Source organism: Methylomonas montana, assembly GCF_030490285.1.
Lineage (GTDB): Bacteria > Pseudomonadota > Gammaproteobacteria > Methylococcales > Methylomonadaceae > Methylomonas > Methylomonas montana.
In genome coordinates, this window is record NZ_CP129884.1 from 2,567,643 (window position 1) to 2,587,216 (window position 19,574).

Sequence of the window (19,574 nt, forward strand, 5' to 3'; positions counted from 1 at the left end):
ATTACAATGCTAAAAATAATCAAAAACTTGTATATTTACCGAGAACTCATTGCGGCATTAACTTACAAAAATATTGTCCTCCGCTACAAGCAAGCCTATCTAGGGATTTTATGGGCAGTATTAAAGCCACTGATGTTAATGTTGGTATTTACTTTAGTTAAAAGTTTTGTCGGCATCGAAACCGAAGGCCTGCCTTATCCACTAATTACCTTTGCCGCCCTGATACCGTGGGTTTTTTTTCAGGAATCCGTTTCCGAAGGCGTCAACAGCGTTACATCCAATGCCTCATTGATTAAAAAAATTTATTTCCCTCGGGAAATATTCCCATTGACTGCCATGGTCACCAAACTGGTTGAATTGATTATCAGCTTTGCAATCCTGGCAGGAATGATGGTTTACTATCAAATCGTACCCAGTATTTACACCTGTTGGGTACCGGCATTTCTTCTCTATACCATGGTTGTCGCGCTCACTATCAGCTTTTTTGGTGCAGCCATGAATGTGTATTACCGCGATATAGCACAGGCCATCCCCATTGGCTTGTCCTTACTCATGTACGGCTCGCCGGTAATCTATCCTTTGAGCTTGGTACAAAAAAAACTATTGGTGGAACAAGCCGCCGGCGAATGGTCAGACAAACTCTACACACTCTATACGCTCAACCCATTGGTAGGAATTATCGACGGTTTTCAACGAGTATTGATTAAAGCGACCGAACCCGACTTTAACGCCTTGTATCCCGGCTTAATCCTAACGCTGACCATACTACCGATCAGTTACTGGTTTTTTAAGCGTGCTGAAAACTGGTTTGCCGATGTGATCTAACAACCAGCCCAAAATATCAACCAAACAAATACACGCTAAACCCATTTTATGGCCATCATAGAAGTCAACCACCTTACCAAAGAATATCAGCTAGGCCACTTAACCAGTATCAAGGAAACCGCTCTGAATGCCTTGAAAAGACTGACCTTTCAACCTGTGCAAGAACGCGAATGCTTCAAGGCATTGGACGACGTCAATTTTCATATAGAAGAAGGCGAAGTGGTCGGCATCATCGGCCACAATGGGGCGGGCAAAAGTACTCTACTAAAACACCTGGCCAATATCAGCAAACCCACCAAAGGCGAAGTCATCGTCCGCGGAAGTGTCGCGCCTCTGATTGAAGTTGGAGCCGGTGTCAATCCGGAACTAACGGGAAGAGAGAATATATTTTTGAATGGGGCTATTCTAGGCATCCCCAAAAAAATAATTCGGCAAAAACTCGAAGAAATTATTGATTTTTCCGAACTTGAACAATTTATCGATACGCCAGTAAAACGATACAGTTCGGGGATGACAGTTAAACTGGGGTTTTCTATCGCAACCAGCATGGAAGCCGATATATTGATTGTTGATGAAGTATTGGCAGTTGGCGATCTAGCATTTCAACGGAAGTGTTTCGATAGAATGGAAGATTTAATCAACCGTCAAGGAAAAACTGTTCTGCTAGTCAGTCATAATATTAGGCAAGTTGAAAGATTATGTAATCGAGTATTACTTTTTGATCATGGCAAAAAAATTGTAGATGGCGAACCCTCTTTAGCATGCAATGCATTTTTTGAGCAGAGCGACGAAAAAATTAAACTACAAACCATACACCAACAAAAATTATCTAAAGCGAATTCAACCATTTCTTCGACAGGTGAAATTGAACTTTTAGATATAAGCATATTAAATGCTGATGGCCAAAAAATCGATCGAATTAATTATCGATCAGCCGTAACAATTCGAATACACTTCAAAACAAACGTAAAATTAAAAGACCCAACCTTTGGAATTGGTGCTCATACCCCGGATCTAATTTTTGTGGCTAATGATGACAGCATTCTAAGTATCTCCGAATCCGTTACAATTGACCCTGGGGAATTTACACTTGAGTATATAATCCCAGAAATAATCCTACTTCCTGGAGTTTATGCTATCAGAGTAGGCGCTGCGCTAAAGGGCAACGACCGGAATCTATTCTACGGAGAAAACTTATATCATTTTCAAGTCTGTTCAGAAAAAATTAGCCGAAGCCGAACAGTACACCAAGGATTTGTATCTTTTGGCGGAAATTGGATCATCCATAATACATAAACACATAATTAAAACGAGACAAATATGACCTCATACGCACAAAACTTTGAAGATGTCATATTGGAACGAATATTTAAAGATCAAACCACTGGTTTCTGTATTGACGTTGATGCATGGGACGACACCGTAGATTCTGTAACCAAGCATTTTTATGAAAAAGGCTGGCATGGAATTAATATAGAGCCGTTCCCTGTCTATTTTAAAAAACTTAAGCAATCGCGTATACGTGATATCAATTTAAATATCGCATTATTAGAAAAACCTGGAATCTGTACACTATTTGCGATTACCGACACGGGATTATCTACCTTCAACGCCAATCATGCCGACGAGCATAGACTGAAAGGGTTTGATGTTCAGGAACAAGAAGTGCCGATAAGTACACTCGAAAACATATGCGACACCTACGTCAAGGATAAACAAATTGACTTTCTAAAAGTGGATACAGAAGGAACTGAATTTCAGGTACTCCAAGGCAGCAACTGGAAACGTTTTCGACCTAGAGTGCTGGTCATTGAAGCAACTTTGCCTCTTTCACAAGCGGCATCCCATCATTAATGGGATGAGTTTATTCTTGAGCGAGGTTATATATACGCCTATTTCGATGGGCTAAATAGATTTTATGTACGGCAAGAAGAACCTGAGCTGCTTAGACATTTCTCTACTCCACCCAATGTATTCGATTCATTTGTACCTTACCGCGCCACAATTGCTGAGGACAGAGCCGATCTCGCAGAAGAAAAAATGAAGAATTTGGAAAACAGACTTAAATCAGCCATCCGTAAGACGGACGAATTCGATAAATTTCGCTCCAGCATTATGGGTAAAATTATTTATCGATTTCTATAAAAATTACTAAACTCAATTTTATTTAATAACGAACCTACCATGACTGAGAAAATAACGCCATTTGGTTTGAATATTATAGGATTTGCCAGCGCGAATGTAGGCTTAGGAAACTCACTCAGGCAATTTGTTGATTGCTTTCTCAACAGAGGTGAAAAAGTAAGTATCTTAGATATTGAGGCCGGAGGAGGGCGTAGCGGATTCGATAAAAGTTTAGAACAATATTTTATCTCATCAGCCAACAACGTACCGTTTGCTGTCAATTTATCTATATTCGGAGCTCATGATATTCCTCGCTTCGCCTTATCACCTCCAAATGGACTCCCAGTAAATAACCGGTTGAATGTTTTCTTTGTGTGGTGGGAACTAACAAGCCTTCCACAACACTGGATAGAAGCGGCAAAAGTATTTGATGTGCTTATTGCCGGATCAGATTTTGTATATGCGTTACTAAGTAATAATATTACTGGAATACCAATACTTCGAGCCCCCCACCCAGTATCGATACCTGCAAATATCCTACCTAATCGTAAACGATATAGACTCCCAGAGTCAAAGTTCATAGTTTATATGGGGTTTGACCCCCATAGTAGTATCGATAGAAAAAACCCATATGCGGCAATTGATGCATTTAAACTGGCTTTTCCTAATTCTCCAGATTGTCATTTGGCAATTAAAGTCAATTATTCTAGTGGAGATGAAAGAATAAAAGAGTCTGTGAACCATTTCCTCGAATATATAGGGTCGGATTCACGAATCCATCTCATCCAGGAAAATCTCACTTATTACGACCTTCTCTGCCTTTATGCCAGTTGCGATGCGTTCATTAGCTTGCACCGCTCAGAAGGTTTAGGGCTCGTTCCATTTGAAGCCATGCGGCTTGGTAAACCGGTCGTTGCAACCGCTTGGTCTGGTAATATGAGTTATATGAATTACACGAATTCATGCTTAGTGCAGTTCGACCTCGTACCTATTGAAGCCAACACCCTGCATTACGGTTCTAACGAACTAGGTTTCGAGACTAAATGGGCAGAACCAAGTATTTCACAAGCAGCAGCATGGCTAAAAAAACTGGCCGAAGACACTGAATTTCGTTTACAACTTGGCATAAGAGCGGCGGCAGATGCTAATCAACACCACGAACTAGCATGCAAAACAGCTTTCGTAGATGAATTGAAAGCTATCTGGGAAAACCGGGAGTTTCTACCGCAACGAGATAGACAACTATTTATTAATCAAGCTCGAGAATCCATAAGACGCTTTGACTACGAACAACGCTTAAGAAAGATGACACCATTTCAACGATTTGTACATAAAGTCCAAAATAAATTCGATCGCCACTTACTATGGCGTTTCCGCAAGAATTAATAAGTATTCGGGTATTAGTATTCACACTTTTGAATAATCCAAGAACATATTTGCTGGCTCATTGATTCTATTGGGTCAGCATATCGAGAATATAACAACCCGGATAAACACCTTGCCGTACCAGCGTCTATACTTGAAGTTTAACAAAAAGAGAATAATAAAATGCGCGCATTGATCTGTGGCATCGGCGGTCAAGATGGCGGTTATTTAGCAAAACTGCTGCTCGACAAAGGTTATGAAGTCTATGGCACCTCAAGGGATATATATTTGATGTCAGGTCGCGGCCTGCAATTTTTAGGAATCGCCGATCAAGTCAAATTATGTTCCATGGCAATCAACGATTTCCGTAGCGTACTTTCCGTATTGGCAAATGTTAAACCGGATGAAGTTTATAATTTGGCAGGACAAAGTTCAGTAGGACTGTCTTTTGAACAACCGGTGGAGACGATGGAAAGCATCGCGGTTGGTACATTAAATCTGTTGGAGGCCATTCGCTTTGTCAATCCGGCGATTCGTTTTTACAACGCGAGTTCCAGTGAATGCTTTGGCGACACTGGCGGCGAGCTAGCCGATGAAAATACCGCTTTTCGGCCTCGGAGTCCCTATGCGGTTGCCAAATCGACCGCATTCTGGCAAGTTGCCAACTACCGAGATGCCTACAAACTTCACGCTAGTAGCGGCATACTATTTAACCACGAATCGCCTATGCGACCCGAGCGATTTGTTACTCGCAAAATTATTGCAGCCGCTTGTCGAATATCGAAGGGCTCAAAAGAGAAATTAATACTAGGCGATATTGATATCCAAAGAGATTGGGGATGGGCACCCGATTATGTAGAAGCAATGTGGTTAATGACCCAACAACCGCATGGTGGCGACTACGTAGTCGCTACCGGCAGAACGGTAGCGCTAGCTTATTTTGTGGAGCGCGCTTTTATCGAACTAAATCTTGACTGGAAGGAGCATGTTGAAAGCGATCCTCGGCTTTTTCGCCCTTCAGAAATTCGAGTCAGTCGTGGCAATACAGCCCATATTCGTTCAACATTAGGTTGGCGACACCGCATGGAAATCGAGGATGTGATTCGGGAAATGGTTAAGCATGACTATAACCATAATAAATAACTAAAACCATGATCATCTCCAGCATAATTAATAAAAATATCAAGATATAAATTTCACTCTTATAGTTCAACAACCTTATCTACTATATTAATTTAAAAAGATTTTTTTGACGCTGCTTTCTGAAAAAGTTAATCTAAAATACCAGAATATTTTTGAAAACAGAGCACCTTTAAAAAATTACCATATTTAATAAAATTACCCCATATTTTTATGCCAAAAGTCAGCATTTGCATTCCAATATACAATGGAGAACAATATCTGGAGGATGCATTAAATAGCATTCTAAATCAAACTTATAAAAATTTCGAAGTCGTTATAGTCGACGACCAATCGACTGATAAAAGTCATGAAATTGCAAAATCATATGCCTTAAATGACACGAGAATACATGTTTTCAAAAATGAAAAAAATTTAGGTTTGGTAGGCAATTGGAATAAATGTATTGAATTAGCCAAAGGAGAATGGATAAAATTTGTTTTCCAAGATGACTTAATTACTGATAACTGCTTAGAATTGATGATGGCGTCAGCGAACGACAAATCAAGATTTATCGCTTGCTATAGAGATTTTTTATTCGAAGCCGATGTGAATGAAGGAACAATAGAGACATTCAGAAAATACCCCCGCCTTTCTGATGTTTTTGAAAAAAAAATAAACGTTAATAACGTTTATTTTGCACAAACAGTCTTATCTTGTCCTGATAATTTTATCGGAGAACCGACAAGCACACTTATTCACAAAACTGTGTTTGATCAATATGGATATTTTAATCCCAGTTTCTCACAACTATGCGATATAGAATACTGGATAAGGATAGGTGTTAATGAAGGACTTACTATAATACCTCATTACTTAGCTCATTTCAGAGTCCATTCAAACTCCACGACTTCTTTAAACGCAAAACAGCACAATTTTCGCACACACGAGTTAGAAGATTTGCTATTACTTCACGAGTTCGCCTTTAACCCGCAATTTGCTATATTGCGCCAATCAAAGTCTTTGTCCGGCAAAAAAATTAACCTAAAAAAGGAATTTGCAAAAAAAGCTTTTTGGTTCAAAAATACAGCATCGGCAAGACAAAAACAATCAATAAATGCAAATGAATTAAAAATATGGACTGAATTAGCGAATCAGTATCCAAAATTTGAAACATCATGGCATTTGCTTCCCTTAAAAGCCAACAACTGGCTAAAAAGTAAAATGTGGCGGTTTTATCGATGATAAAAATCACCCAAAAGTTTAAAACAAAAAATCGTTATTTTTTCACATTTTAAGGATAAACTAATGTTAAAGATCATTTTTATTCTGTTTACCTTATTTTTTCATGATGCATTTGCATTATACCCTGAATCAGACCTAGACTTTATGGCGCTGCCGCCATTCTGCAAAGCAAAACTAAAACCGGACTCCCCGCATGAAGTCGATTTATGGGCAAGAAAGCTAGGTAATGATTTTGGTCATACCCATCACTTTTGTGCAGCCTTACATTCGCTACGACTAGCAAAAACAATATTTCCTTCAAATCCTGAGCTCAAAGAAAGAAAGCGTTACCTATTGTCAGACGCCACAAGCGATCTCAAGTACATGGAAGAGCACGCAAAACCAAATTTCGTGCTTTTTCCTTTTATCTACACAACAAAAGCAGAAGTTTTACTTGAACAGGGCAATAAAAAAGACGCAATTACTTATTTAAAAAAAGCCATCAGCATTAATAAAAAATATAAAATGCCTTATATAATATTATCCGATGCTTACCTTAGCACAGACCAAAAACAACTAGCGAAAGAACTATTGGAAGAAGGCGTAAAGAATATACCCGACTCAAAAATGCTTAGCAAAAGACTGCAAAAACTAAAATAGAATAAATTATACATAATGCTAATTTTTATAAAAAATATTTAAACTTCACTTTTTATTTTTAATCCATTGACTTTTTCTAAGTAAAAAATAGCAGACCCCACATGAGCAAAGCGGCCAGAATTATCGCCTTCCACCTCCCCCAATTTCATCCAACGCCAGAAAACGACGAATGGTGGGGAAAAGGTTTTACCGAATGGACAAATGTGGCAAAAGCCAAACCATTGTTTGCGGGGCACTATCAACCGCACATTCCAGCAGACTTGGGTTTTTATGACTTGCGTTTACCGGAAGCCCGTCACGCCCAATCAGAACTTGCCAAGGAATATGGGATTGAAGGCTTTTGCTACTACCATTACTGGTTTGGAAACGGGCGTCGCCTGTTGGAAAGGCCTGTTAACGAAATACTATCTAGTGGCGAGCCGGATTTTCCATTTTGTTTATGCTGGGCCAACCATAGCTGGAATAATATCTGGCAAGGCGTGGCAGACCGTATGCTAATGGAGCAAACCTATCCCGGCATGGATGACCATAAAGAACATTTTGAATGGCTACTGAATGCGTTTAAAGATCGACGTTATATTACTGTCGATGATATGCCCTTGTTTTTGATATTTAATCCAGGAGAAATACCTGATTTACCCGATGTGCTGAGTTATTGGCGCCAACTAGCCGTTGAGGCCGGTCTGAAAGGACTCTATCTAGTAGGCGTAAACTACCGATTCAGGGCCGACTGGAACCCTCGTAGCGTCGGCCTGGATGCGTCGACTTGGCAACCCCTACCGCCTAAAGACGGTCACATTCCAAGCAATTTCTTTGGCGAAAAAATTAAACGGTTTTTTTCAAAAACAAAGTCGCGTGTCACTGTGCATCATTATGCGGCGGTAATAAACATGTTGATCCGCAAGTCCCCTCCTCCTTTTCCCGATTACCCCACAGTATTACCTAATTGGGATAATACGCCTCGCTCGGGAGAAAATGGACTGGTCTTTCATGAATCAACCCCGGAATTGTTCAGATCATTATTACGCCGAGCATTTTCGCTTATCAAGCATTATGAGCCGGAAAAGCGCATCATCTTTATCAAGGCATGGAATGAATGGGCCGAGGGTAATTACTTAGAGCCGGATCAGAAATATGGACATGGTTATCTTCAAGTGATTAAAGAAGAACTTGGGGCATCTTCCTTGGAAGATAATAAGTAGCCTATTTAAATTAAATAAGCCAATCAGATATTGTTATTGATAGATCGGTAACACAAAGCTGGTTTCATAGTATTTATGGTGCAATCCAATCAGAATTTACCACCGCAGCAGCCAGCCATTTCGGTGATCATGCCGTGCTATAACGCGGCGCTAGTGATCGAAAAAACCATCGAAGATTTGTTTCAGCAGACTTTCAACGCGTTCGAGTTAATCATCGTTGACGACGGTTCAACCGATGACTCGCTATTGAAACTGGAACATTTATCAAAACGCTATCCCGAAATTCGGATATTCTCCCAGTTTAATCAGGGCCCCGGACCGGCACGAAATCAAGGCATACAGGTAGCGCAAGCTGACTTGATCGCTTTTCTGGATTCAGACGATAGTTGGCACCCGGAGTTTTTGGCCAAACTCTATCAGTCACTACAAGATAATCCCGATTGCGCATTGGCATATTGCGGCTGGCAAAATATTGGCTTGGCGGCGAATCAATGTCAGCCTTACATCCCTCCAAACTATGAAGAACATGACAAACTAGCGACTTTATTGCGAAGTTGCCCGTGGCCTATCCATGCAGCCTTAACAAGAAAAACCGCAATTGACAAGGTCAATGGCTTTAATCAAAACTGGCTAACGGCGGAAGATTTTGATATGTGGCTTAGAATTGCCGCATTCTCGAAAATTGTCAGAGTACCCGAGGTATTGGCTTTTTATCACCATCAACAAGGGGAACAAATTTCCAAAAACAGGGCCCGTGCCGTTTTAAATCACTGGGGCGTGCAAAAAGCCTTTATTAAAGATTTTCCTGAAACAGTCAAACTATTAGGAAAATCAAAAATTGACCATATCACTGACGGTCAATTATTACATCATGCTTACGATTGCTACTGGAAAAACGATTTACAGGGCGCTCATCATTTATTTAGAAAATCTTTAAAACTCGGCAGTTTCAGTATCAAAGATTTAAAGTATCTACTACCTACGCTATTGCCCTACAATATATATCGTTCACTTATCGAAAAATTACGCCAATAATTTTATAAGCCATTGGTTCATAAAAGACTTAATTAGCATCTCCGTTCTTCTTTCCTGCACTGATTTTGAGTCGAATCCCACCCAATTATTGCCAATTCCCATTCAAAGCAATGGGCACAAGCTGTGAAATACAACTCTTCACGGACGACAAACGGTTAGCAAACCACCTCGTCGAAATTGTCGTTGCCGACGTGCAACGCCTAGAAAACTTATATTCGCGTTATAAACCCGACAGCCTACTTTCTAAGATCAATAATGTCGCCGTAAAGGGAGGCAGTATTGCAGTCGACGCAGAAACCGCTGGATTACTGGATTATGCGGCAACCTGTTATCAGCAAAGCGACGGCTTATTTGATATCAGTTCCGGCATTTTGCGAAAGGCGTGGCGTTTCGATACAGGGCAATTACCCGATCAAGCGCTAATACAAAAGCTTTTAGGTAGCGTGGGTTGGCACAAACTGCGCTGGCAAGCGCCATTGCTGGAATTTCCAGTAGCCGGTATGGAATTGGATTTTGGCGGTATCGTCAAAGAGTATGCGGCCGATCGTGCCGCTGCTTTGTGTTGGAACGCCGGCGCGCGACACGGTGTTATCAATCTCGGCGGCGACATCAAGTTGATAGGCCCCAGACCGGACGGCGGTGCCTGGCAGGTTGGCATCCACCATCCTCGCCAGAAACAAAGCCTGGCAAGCACTCTGGCACTGCGCAGCGGCGCAGTCGCCAGCAGTGGCGATTATGAACGTTGCATCATGGTAAACGGGCAGCGCTACGGACATATCCTCAATCCCAAAACCGGCTGGCCGGTTCGTTATCTGGCATCCGTCAGCGTGGTCAGCGATTTTTGCGTGGTCGCCGGCAGCGCGTCCACCATTGCCATGCTCAAGGAAGAACAAGGCCCTGCTTGGCTTGAGCAACTGGGCTTACCGCACCTCTGGATTGATACCAACGGCAATTCGGGCGGCTCGTTAAATTGCCACCCAGCCACGTAGCACCGTTAAAAGCGCTGCCTAGGCAGCGCCCAACAGACTTATAGCAAATGACTAATAGCCTGTTTTTCTTCTTTTAACTCAATCTCGTTTTGGCGAAGTCTTTCCCAGCTGAAATCATTGAGATCCAAGCCTTTGACGATGTTAATTTGGCCATCGACGACCGTGACCGGGAAGGAATAAACCAGCCCCTCTTCAATACCATAACTACCATCGGAAGCCACCGCCATACTCACCCAATCGCCTGGATCGGTGCCGTGCACCCAAACTCGCATGTGCTCGATAGCCGCGTGCGCCGCCGATGCCGCGCTGGACTGGCCGCGTACCTTGATGATTTCCGTGCCGCGATATTGTACGGTGGGGATGAAATCGTCGACAAACCAGGATCGCTCGACCAGCGACAACACATCCATGCCCTTAACCTTGGCATGATGCAGGTCGGGATATTGGGTACAGGAGTGATTGCCCCAAATCGCCACGTTTTTCACGTCCCGACTCAGCACGCCGCATTTCTCCGCGACCTGACTGATCGCCCGTTTATGATCGAGCATGGTCATCGCCGCGAAACACTCCGGCGCCAGATCGGGGGCGTTTTTGATGGCAATCAGCGCGTTGGTATTGGCCGGATTGCCGGTCACCAACACCTTCACATTCCGATTTGCCACCTCGTTCAGCGCTTTGCCTTGCGTGATAAAAATCTGCGCATTATCGTGCAACAAGTCGCTACGCAGCATCCCCGGTCCACGCGGCTTGGCGCCCACTAAAAATGCATAATCGACATTTTCGAATGCCACCTTCGGATTGTCGGTAATAACGATCTTATTAATCAACGGGAAGGCGCAATCGTTCAACTCCATTACCACGCCTTGCAGTTGTTTCATCGCCGGTGGAATTTCCAACAAGCGCAGCACGATAGGCTGATCGGGACCCAATAGTTCGCCAGACGCCAAATGAAATAACAAGGAATAACTAATCTGACCAGCGGCACCTGTTACGGCAATATCTACGGGCGTTTTCATCTGCATTCCTCTTTGATTATTAGACTCTTCCACGACCGGCAACGCGGCGCATTTTTTTCAATATGACATAAAGTTTTTTAGCAAACAATCACTAATTCCAACCCTCACGGCCGCCGCGTGGATATTGAAGCGCCTCAAATTTTATTCTGTATAATGCGGCCGGTTAATCATATCCGCTAGGCCACCCTCTCTTGATATCAGGTAGGTTAATGAAAAAACTGCTATTCCAATTCGACACCGACAGCCATCCTTCCGTTTTCGACACTGTCGTGGCATACGACGGCGGCGCCGACCATGTCATCGGTCATGGCAGCCTGACGCCCGACAACATCGGCGGATTGGTTGAGGGCACTATTTTTACCCGCGCGCCCAAGGACAAGAAAAATACCGCCATTTTCATCGGCGGCAGCAATATGGAAGCCGGTCAACAGCTCCTGCTCGCGGTGCAAAAACATTTCTTTCCGGGTTTCCAAGTCTCGGTGATGCTGGATAGCAATGGCAGTAACACCACCGCGGCGGCGGCCGTCGCCAAACTCGCCAGCAGCGCGTCCTTGGCTGGCAAGAAAGCCGTGGTGCTTGCCGGTACCGGCCCAGTCGGACAACGCGCGGCGGCCATGATGGCGCTGGAAGGCGCTCAAGTCAGCATCACCTCCCGGCATATTTTTAACGCCGAAAAAGCCTGTTTTGCGATGAAAGAGCGCTTCGGCGTGGATTTAACTCCGCTGGAAGCCGCCGACTACGACAGCCGCGCGGCGGCAATTGCAGATGCGAATATCGTCTTGGCCACCGGCGCCGCCGGAGTGGAATTATTGAAACCTGAACATTGGCAAAACAACCCTGAGCTGCAACTGCTGGCCGACGCTAACGCGACGCCGCCGGCCGGTATCGGCGGCACCGATGTCATGGATAAAGGCGAGATACGTCACGGCAAAATCATCTGGGGCGCCATTGGCTTCGGCACGCTTAAATTAGCGCTGCACCGCGCCTGTATCGCCAAACTCTTCGAAGATAACAAACAGGTTTTCGACGCCGAAATCATTTTCGCCCTAGCCAAAGCCATGGCTTAAGGTCCGGGCCGGATCGGTATGCCCTCAGCCACACCTAGCCTTCGCGGACATGCGGTAGCTGTTTTTCAGGCCGGCGTGGCGGCGGCCGATCCCTTTTTAGCGGTAAAACGCGTTGTTAAGTTCGAGGGGCGCCAACTGCATATTGGCGCAAATCAAGCTGAGCGGCGCGGCGAATGGCGAGGCATTCATTTAATCGCTTTCGGTAAAGCTGCCTGCGCGATGGCAAAAGCCGCCCAACAAATTATTCCCGCCTCCTGCTTAGCCGGCAAAGGCATCGCCGTCACTAATTACGAAAATCTTGCCTCGTTAGACCAAGTCGATGTGCTGGGGGCTGGCCACCCCTTACCGGACGAAAACGGACTGCAAGCCGCGAAAATTATCGCCAATCGCTTGCAGAGCGCCGGACCGAACGAAATGGTTTTAGTGCTGGTATCGGGCGGTGGCTCGGCACTGCTGCCCTACCCGGCCGAAGGCATTCCGCTGGCCGATAAAATCGCTACCACCCAGCTTTTACTGGCTTGCGGCGCAAGCATCAATCAAATCAACTGTGTCCGTAAGCATCTGTCACAATTAAAAGGCGGCGGCATGGCCCGGCTGGCTGCACCGGCCGACTTGCATGCGCTGATCCTGTCGGACGTATTGGGTGACGATTTAAGCGCCATCGCCAGCGGCCCAACCGTTGCCGACGATACCACTTACGCCGATGCGGTCGAGATACTGGTATCGTTCGGCATCTGGCAACAAGTACCGCTCGCTGTGCAAACCCATTTGCAACAAGGCGTAAAAGGTTTACGGATTGAAACACCGAAGAGCGGTGACGCGATTTTCAAAAAAACGGGGCATACCCTGGTCGGCAGCAATGCGATCAGCGTCGATGCGGCATTGGACGCCGCTCGCAAACTGGGTTACCAAACCCGACTCTATAGCAAACAATTGTGCGGTGAAGCCCGTTCGATGGCCGAACAACTGGTTTTACATGCACGGGACGTAGCCACCGACATCAAGCAACCGACCGCGCTAATCGCCGGCGGCGAAACGACCGTCACCTTAAAAGGCAACGGCAAAGGCGGCCGCAACCAGGAAATGGCGTTGGCTTTTGCGCTGGCCGCCGAAAAACAGGGCTTGATCGGCGAATGGACTTTCCTCAGCGGCGGCAGCGACGGCCTCGATGGCCCCACCGACGCGGCGGGCGGCATCGTCGATCAATACTCGCTGCGGCGCATGCGCGACGCGGCTATCGACCCGGCGGCGATGCTGGACGATAATAACTCTCATGCGGCATTGCAAGCCGCCAACGATTTACTACGATGCGGCGCGACCGGCACCAATGTGGCCGATTTGCAAGTCCTGCTGCTGCATCCCAACGAATAACCCGAACTCACATTAGGAGAACAATATGTTTAGCAAATCGATGACCATTGAAGGTTTTGATAACGAACTTTTCCAGGCCATGGAACAAGAACGTCAACGCCAGGAAGACCATATCGAGTTAATTGCCTCGGAAAACTATGCCAGCCCGCGCGTGCTGGAAGCGCAAGGCTCGCTGCTGACCAATAAATATGCGGAAGGCTATCCGGGAAAACGCTATTACGGCGGCTGCGAGTACGTCGACATCGTCGAGCAATTAGCTATCGACCGCGCCAAGGAACTGTTCGGCGCCGATTACGCCAATGTGCAACCGCATTCCGGTTCTCAGGCCAATATGGCCGTATTCATGTCCTTGATAGAGCCTGGCGATACCGTGCTCGGTTTAAGCCTGGCCGACGGCGGCCACTTAACTCACGGTGCCAAGCCCAATTTCTCCGGCAAAATCTACAACGCTATCCAGTACGGCTTGAATAAAGACACCGGCGAAATCGATTACGAACAAGTCGAAGCGCTGGCATTGGAGCACAAGCCTAAATTGATCATTGCCGGCTTCTCGGCTTATTCCCGCATCTGGGACTGGCAACGTTTCCGCGACATTGCCGATAAAGTTGGCGCCTATTTAGTCGTCGACATGGCCCACGTCGCCGGCCTGGTCGCCGCCGGTTTATACCCCAATCCGGTACCGATCGCCGACGTGGTGACCAGCACCACGCATAAATCCCTGCGCGGCCCGCGCGGCGGCTTGATTTTGTGCAAAAGCAATCCAGACCTGGAAAAGAAGATCAACTCCAATATCTTCCCCGGCATTCAAGGCGGACCGTTGATGCATGTGATCGCCGCCAAAGCGGTAGCCTTTAAAGAAGCGCTGACCCCGGAATTTAAAACCTACCAACAACAGGTGGTGAAAAACGCCCAGGCCATGGCGGACGTGTTTATCAAACGCGGTTTCGACGTGGTATCGGGCGGTACCGACAACCATTTGATGCTGGTGTCGCTAATCCCGAAAGGCATCACCGGCAAAGCTGCCGATGCCGCGTTGGGCCGCGCCCACATTACCGTCAATAAAAACGCGGTGCCTAACGATCCGCAATCGCCCTTCGTCACCAGCGGCATCCGCGTCGGCACTCCGGCGCCCACTTCGCGCGGCTTCAAGGAAGACGAAGTGCGCCAGGTGGCGCATTTGATGTGCGACGTGATGGATAACATCGAAGACGAAAGCGTGATCGACGCGGTCCGGGAAAAAGTGCATTTGCTGTGCGCACGTTTTCCGGTTTATTCGGCGGAGTAAGTTTGAATCAGGGCATCCCAGCGGATGCCCATCAAGCTAAAGTCAATCAATCCAAAATCCGGCCGGTACAACAGCTACCCACTCATCTCGAGGCCGGCCATGATAAGCATGACCGGCCGCTCGTTAAACCCATCGCCTATTGCTGTGCCGTATGATCGCGAGCCAATAGTAAGTAAAAAGCCGGCACCACGAACAAGGTAAACAAGGTGCCTAAGCCTAAGCCGGTCGCGATTACCAAACCAATCGCAAACCGGCTGGCGGCGCCCGGCCCAGTCGCCAGTAACAAAGGCAGCATCGCCACGATCATCGCCACGGTGGTCATCAGGATAGGCCGTAGCCGAATGCTGGCGGCTTGTTCGATGGCTAAGTGCCTGCCCATTCCCTCGCGAATTTGCAATTGATTGGCAAACTCTACGATCAAGATGCCGTTCTTGGCGACCAAGCCGATCAAGGTAATCAAGCCCACCTGCGTGTAAATATTGACCGTCGCAAAACCCAGCATTAAAAACGCCATTGCGCTGGCGATGGATAATGGCACCGAAATCAAAATGATCAAAGGGTCGCGCCAGCTTTCGAATTGCGCGGCCAACACCAAGTAGATAATCAGCAGCGCCATGAAAAAAGTGACGATCAACACATTGCCCTGCTGTAGATATTGCCGAGATTCGCCGGTGTAATCCCAACCGAAACCACGCGGAAACACGTCGCCGGCGATTTTTTCCAGGCCGGCCATCGCATCGCCCAGACCCACGCCGGGGATCACCATGCCGCTGACAGTCAGGCTGTTTAATTGTTGAAACTGGCTGCGCTTGCCGGGTTCCACCGAGTTTTCGATTTTTACCAGCGAGGACAACGGTACTTGCGCACCGGAGGCGGTACGCAAATAGTAATAATCCAGCTTGCCGACATCCAAACGGGAAGCATCGTCCACCTGCGGAATCACTTTATAACTACGGCCTTGCAAGCTGAAGCGATTGACATATTGCCCACCCAGCAAGGTCGCCAGGTTACTGCCTATATCCTGCATGGTAATGCCCAGATCGGCGGCACGATCACGATCGATCACCAGCGTCGATTTCGGCCGATTGAAGGAAACGTCTTTCATCAGAAAAGCAAACTGACCACTTTGCATGGCCTTGTCCAGCAGTTGGTCGGCTGCTTGGTCCAGCTTCACGTAATCTGCATCGCTGGTAATCACGAACTGCATCGGCAGTCCGCCACCCGACCCTGGCAGGCTTGGCGGCGGGATCACCGCGCTCTGAAACCCGGCCACTTTATCCACTTTGCTCTGCAACTCCGGCACGATCTGTTCCAGCGAACGTTGGCGCTGAAATGTGGAAGGCATTTTGAAGCCGCTGAACACGGTGTTGGCATCGCCGCCGAAGCCCATGATCAAAAAGCTTTCTTCGTGTTCCGGGACGCTCTCAAACTGCTTGATCAACTCGCGCGCATAGACTTCGTTATATTTCAAGGTGGCAGTTTGCGGCGCGGTGGAAATCGCGAACAAAAAGCTTTGATCTTCGGTCGGCGCCAGCTCTTTATTGGAGAGCATGAACATGAAATAAATGCTAACCAACATCAGCAACGCAAACATCATCACCGCCGCCGGATATTCCAGTACCTTGTGCAGTAAGCGCAGATAGAAGCGGGCCAAGCTGTCGAAAAAATGTTCGACAGCCAGTTCGAAGCGGCCGGGTTGGCCGGCATCTTTCAAAAAGCGCGAACTCATCATCGGCGACAAGGTCAGCGCCACTATCCCGGAAATCAATACCGCCCCGGCCAAGGAAAATGCAAATTCGGTAAACAAGGTGCCGACCAGACCTCCCATGAAGCCAATCGGCGCGTAAACCGCAATAAGCGTAGTCGTCATCGCGATGACTGGCAGACCCAGTTCGCGAGCACCTTCGATGGCAGCCTGCATCCGGGTGTGGCCGTCCTCGATATGCCGGTGAATGTTTTCCACCACCACGATCGCATCATCGACCACTAAACCGATCGCCAATACCATCGCCAGCATGGTCAGCAAGTTCAGCGAAAAGCCCATTGCCAGCATCAAAAACGCACCGCCCACCAAGGACAAAGGCACGGTCACCGCCGGGATTAGGGCGGCTCGAAACGAACCCAAAGACAAAAAAATCACCACCAAGACGATGGCGACCGCTTCCAGCAAGGTGCTGAATACCTCGTGAATGGAATCCTCGATAAATTGGCTGGCGTCGTAGGGCAACAATATATGCATCGCATCGGGCAGATCGCGTTCGATCTCTTTTAATTGCCGCTTAACGGCTTTGGCGACGGTGAGCGGATTGGCGCCGGGCGCTTGTTCTATGCCCATGAAAATCGCCATTTTGCCTTTGTACCAGTCCACCGAATCGTAATCTTCGCTACCCAGTTCGATATTGGCGATGTCGGCCAGCCGCACCAGTGAGCCGCCGCGATTGCTGACGACCAATTGTTGAAACTGCTGCTGGCTGACCGCGTCGGTGGTGGCGCCCAAATCGAGCTTGACGTAATTGCCCTTGGTGCCGCCCACTCCGGACAGATAATTGTTGGCGCGCAAGACCTGATCTACCTCGCCGGCAGTGACGCCAAGCGCCGCCATCCGCTCCGGATCCAGCCAGATCCGCATTGCAAAGGTCTTATTGCCCAACATCGCCGCTTTGCCGACGCCAGCCACCGCTTGCAGCTTGGGCTGCACCACCCGCAGCATGTAATCGCTGAGCTGCGCGGCTTGCAAGGTATCGCTGTACAGTGCGATATACATCAAAGCCGTGTCGTCGCCGGTCTGCGAGGTGATCACCGGATCCTCGGCTTCTTCCGGCAACACGTTACGCTGGCTGGCGACCTTGGCCTGGATTTCCGCGACGGCGGCGTTCGGGTCGTAGTTCAGACGCATATGCGCCTCGATTACCGAGCTACCTTGCCGACTGCTGGAGGATAGATAATCGATGCCATTGGCTTCGGCGATGGCTTGCTGCAAGGGCGTGGTGATAAACCCTTTGATCAGTTCGCTGCCGGCGCCGGGATAAGAGGTGGTGATGGTCACCACGGTGTTTTCGGTTTCCGGGTATTGGCGCAGTTCCAATACCGTCAACGCCCGCAAACCCAGAATCAGAATCAGCAAGCTGACTACACTGGCCAACACCGGCCGCTGGATGAACAGATCGGTAAATTTCACTGCGCAGCCCCGCGTTCGCCAGGCGCCGCTTGACTGTCCACGGCCACCGGCATGCCGTTGCGCAGTTTGACCTGTCCGGCACTGACTACTTTATCCCCCGCATTGAGACCGCTGACAATCTCTACCCTGCCCGCTCGGCTCTGTCCGGTTTGTACTTGCCGGTTTTGTGCGGTAAAACCTTTGTCGTTACCGACCAGCAAAAACACGGACTCACCGTAAGGATTGTATGTAACCGCCGTATCCGGCACGGTTAATACCGAACTCTGTTTTCCGGAAACGATTTGCACCTGGGCAAACATACCGGGATGCAGCCTTCTATCCTGATTTTTTAAGCGGGCCTGCACTTTCAAGGAGCGGCTTTGTTGCTCCACCGCCGGGCTGATCGCCATGATTTCGCCGCCGAAAGATTGATCGGGATACGCCTGAACATTAACGGCAACTTGCTGACCGACATTGAGTTGGCTTAAATAGCGCTCCGGCAAGCTGAAATCCAGAAAGATAGGATCGAGTTGTTGCAGCAGAATGATGGCGGAACCGACCGGTAAATATTGGCCTAAATCCACCTGGCGTATGCCTAATTCGCCGCTAAATGGCGCTTTTATCTGCTTCTTGGCAATCAGCGTTTGTTTACTACTTACCGCGGCGCTTGCTTCTTCCAACAAGGCTTTGTTTTGGTCGTAATCCGATTGCGACACGAATTTTTTGTCTTTCAGCTGAGCGCTGCGTTGATAACGAATTTGCGCCAGGCGCTGCTCGGCCTGCAGACCTTGTAACTCGGCTTGGTCGGTCGCGCTATCCAGCTCGATCAGCAATTGTCCTTGCTTGACGGCTTGCCCGGATTCGAAATGTATCGCCTTGATTTGCCCGGCCACTTCGTTGCTGATGTTAATGCCCGCGACTGCGCGTAAACTGCCGACCGCTGCCAACGAGGCCGGCCATTGCTCATGTTTAACGTCGGCGACGGCAACCAGCGGTGGCGGTGGCGCTTGCATCTGGCTGATGGCTTGATTGATCTGAAAAAATTTCATGCCAAACAATCCGCCGAGAATCAACACGGAGAACAACAAGACGAGCAGGATACGTTTAATCATACGTAAATTAACGAGATGGAGAC

General features: G+C 47.5%; 16 protein-coding genes. 13 read left to right on the plus strand and 3 right to left on the minus strand.

Going from position 1 to position 19,574, the window contains the following annotated elements; all coding sequences use genetic code 11:
• The first annotated feature begins 6 nt into the window (after positions 1–6).
• The 10 genes from QZJ86_RS11875 (at position 7) to QZJ86_RS11920 (ending at position 10,543) form a co-directional block, all read left to right on the plus strand.
• Positions 7–825 carry an ABC transporter permease gene (locus tag QZJ86_RS11875; protein WP_301670622.1) on the plus strand — a complete coding sequence of 273 codons (819 nt, stop codon included), beginning with the start codon at positions 7–9 and terminating at the stop codon, positions 823–825.
• A gap of 48 nt (positions 826–873) precedes the next feature.
• Positions 874–2,121 (plus strand): ABC transporter ATP-binding protein, encoded by a 1,248-nt coding sequence (locus QZJ86_RS11880; RefSeq protein WP_301670623.1) that lies wholly within the window; start codon positions 874–876, stop codon positions 2,119–2,121.
• 24 nt (positions 2,122–2,145) lie between these two features.
• Positions 2,146–2,679 carry an FkbM family methyltransferase gene (locus QZJ86_RS11885; RefSeq protein ID WP_301670624.1) on the plus strand — a complete coding sequence of 178 codons (534 nt, stop codon included), beginning with the start codon at positions 2,146–2,148 and terminating at the stop codon, positions 2,677–2,679.
• 330 nt (positions 2,680–3,009) lie between these two features.
• Positions 3,010–4,335, plus strand: a complete 1,326-nt coding sequence (locus QZJ86_RS11890) for a glycosyltransferase family 4 protein (RefSeq protein WP_301670626.1) — start codon at positions 3,010–3,012, stop codon at positions 4,333–4,335.
• 162 nt (positions 4,336–4,497) lie between these two features.
• Positions 4,498–5,457, plus strand: coding sequence for a GDP-mannose 4,6-dehydratase (locus QZJ86_RS11895; RefSeq protein ID WP_301670628.1), 960 nt, complete (start codon positions 4,498–4,500; stop codon positions 5,455–5,457).
• A 210-nt stretch (positions 5,458–5,667) separates the two neighbouring features.
• Positions 5,668–6,678: a glycosyltransferase family 2 protein gene (locus QZJ86_RS11900; protein WP_301670629.1), complete on the plus strand. Its 1,011-nt coding sequence runs from the start codon at positions 5,668–5,670 to the stop codon at positions 6,676–6,678.
• A 63-nt stretch (positions 6,679–6,741) separates the two neighbouring features.
• Positions 6,742–7,317: a tetratricopeptide repeat protein gene (locus QZJ86_RS11905; protein WP_301670630.1), complete on the plus strand. Its 576-nt coding sequence runs from the start codon at positions 6,742–6,744 to the stop codon at positions 7,315–7,317.
• A 101-nt stretch (positions 7,318–7,418) separates the two neighbouring features.
• Positions 7,419–8,519: a glycosyltransferase WbsX family protein gene (locus QZJ86_RS11910; RefSeq protein ID WP_301670631.1), complete on the plus strand. Its 1,101-nt coding sequence runs from the start codon at positions 7,419–7,421 to the stop codon at positions 8,517–8,519.
• Between the two features lie 75 nt (positions 8,520–8,594).
• Positions 8,595–9,554, plus strand: a complete 960-nt coding sequence (locus tag QZJ86_RS11915; protein ID WP_301670632.1) for a glycosyltransferase family 2 protein — start codon at positions 8,595–8,597, stop codon at positions 9,552–9,554.
• A gap of 110 nt (positions 9,555–9,664) precedes the next feature.
• A complete protein-coding gene (locus tag QZJ86_RS11920; RefSeq protein ID WP_301670633.1) occupies positions 9,665–10,543 on the plus strand; it encodes an FAD:protein FMN transferase in 879 nt (292 codons plus the stop codon).
• A 38-nt stretch (positions 10,544–10,581) separates the two neighbouring features.
• On the opposite strand, the gene QZJ86_RS11925 is transcribed toward QZJ86_RS11920, so the two are convergent.
• Positions 10,582–11,559 (minus strand): malate dehydrogenase, encoded by a 978-nt coding sequence (locus QZJ86_RS11925; RefSeq protein ID WP_301670635.1) that lies wholly within the window; start codon positions 11,557–11,559, stop codon positions 10,582–10,584.
• 209 nt (positions 11,560–11,768) lie between these two features.
• Here QZJ86_RS11925 and QZJ86_RS11930 point away from each other — a divergent pair, with 209 nt between their 5' ends.
• The 3 genes from QZJ86_RS11930 to glyA are packed head-to-tail and all read left to right on the plus strand — an operon-like array spanning position 11,769 to position 15,282.
• Complete coding sequence (locus tag QZJ86_RS11930) at positions 11,769–12,626, plus strand: NADP-dependent methylenetetrahydromethanopterin/methylenetetrahydrofolate dehydrogenase (protein ID WP_301670636.1); 858 nt, start codon at positions 11,769–11,771, stop codon at positions 12,624–12,626.
• Between the two features lie 18 nt (positions 12,627–12,644).
• The gene (locus QZJ86_RS11935; RefSeq protein ID WP_301670637.1) at positions 12,645–13,997 is read left to right on the plus strand and encodes a glycerate kinase type-2 family protein; all 1,353 of its coding nucleotides are present in this window, start codon (positions 12,645–12,647) and stop codon (positions 13,995–13,997) included.
• A 25-nt stretch (positions 13,998–14,022) separates the two neighbouring features.
• Entirely contained in the window at positions 14,023–15,282 is a 1,260-nt protein-coding gene (glyA, locus tag QZJ86_RS11940; RefSeq protein WP_301670638.1) for a serine hydroxymethyltransferase, read from the plus strand.
• A 136-nt stretch (positions 15,283–15,418) separates the two neighbouring features.
• Here the strand turns inward: glyA and QZJ86_RS11945 are convergent, their stop codons facing one another.
• Together QZJ86_RS11945 and QZJ86_RS11950 are read right to left on the minus strand one after the other, a co-directional pair.
• Positions 15,419–18,460: an efflux RND transporter permease subunit gene (locus QZJ86_RS11945; RefSeq protein ID WP_301670639.1), complete on the minus strand. Its 3,042-nt coding sequence runs from the start codon at positions 18,458–18,460 to the stop codon at positions 15,419–15,421.
• Complete coding sequence (locus QZJ86_RS11950) at positions 18,457–19,551, minus strand: efflux RND transporter periplasmic adaptor subunit (protein WP_301670640.1); 1,095 nt, start codon at positions 19,549–19,551, stop codon at positions 18,457–18,459. The genes QZJ86_RS11945 and QZJ86_RS11950 overlap by 4 nt, the downstream gene beginning before the upstream one ends.
• Positions 19,552–19,574 lie beyond the last annotated feature (23 nt).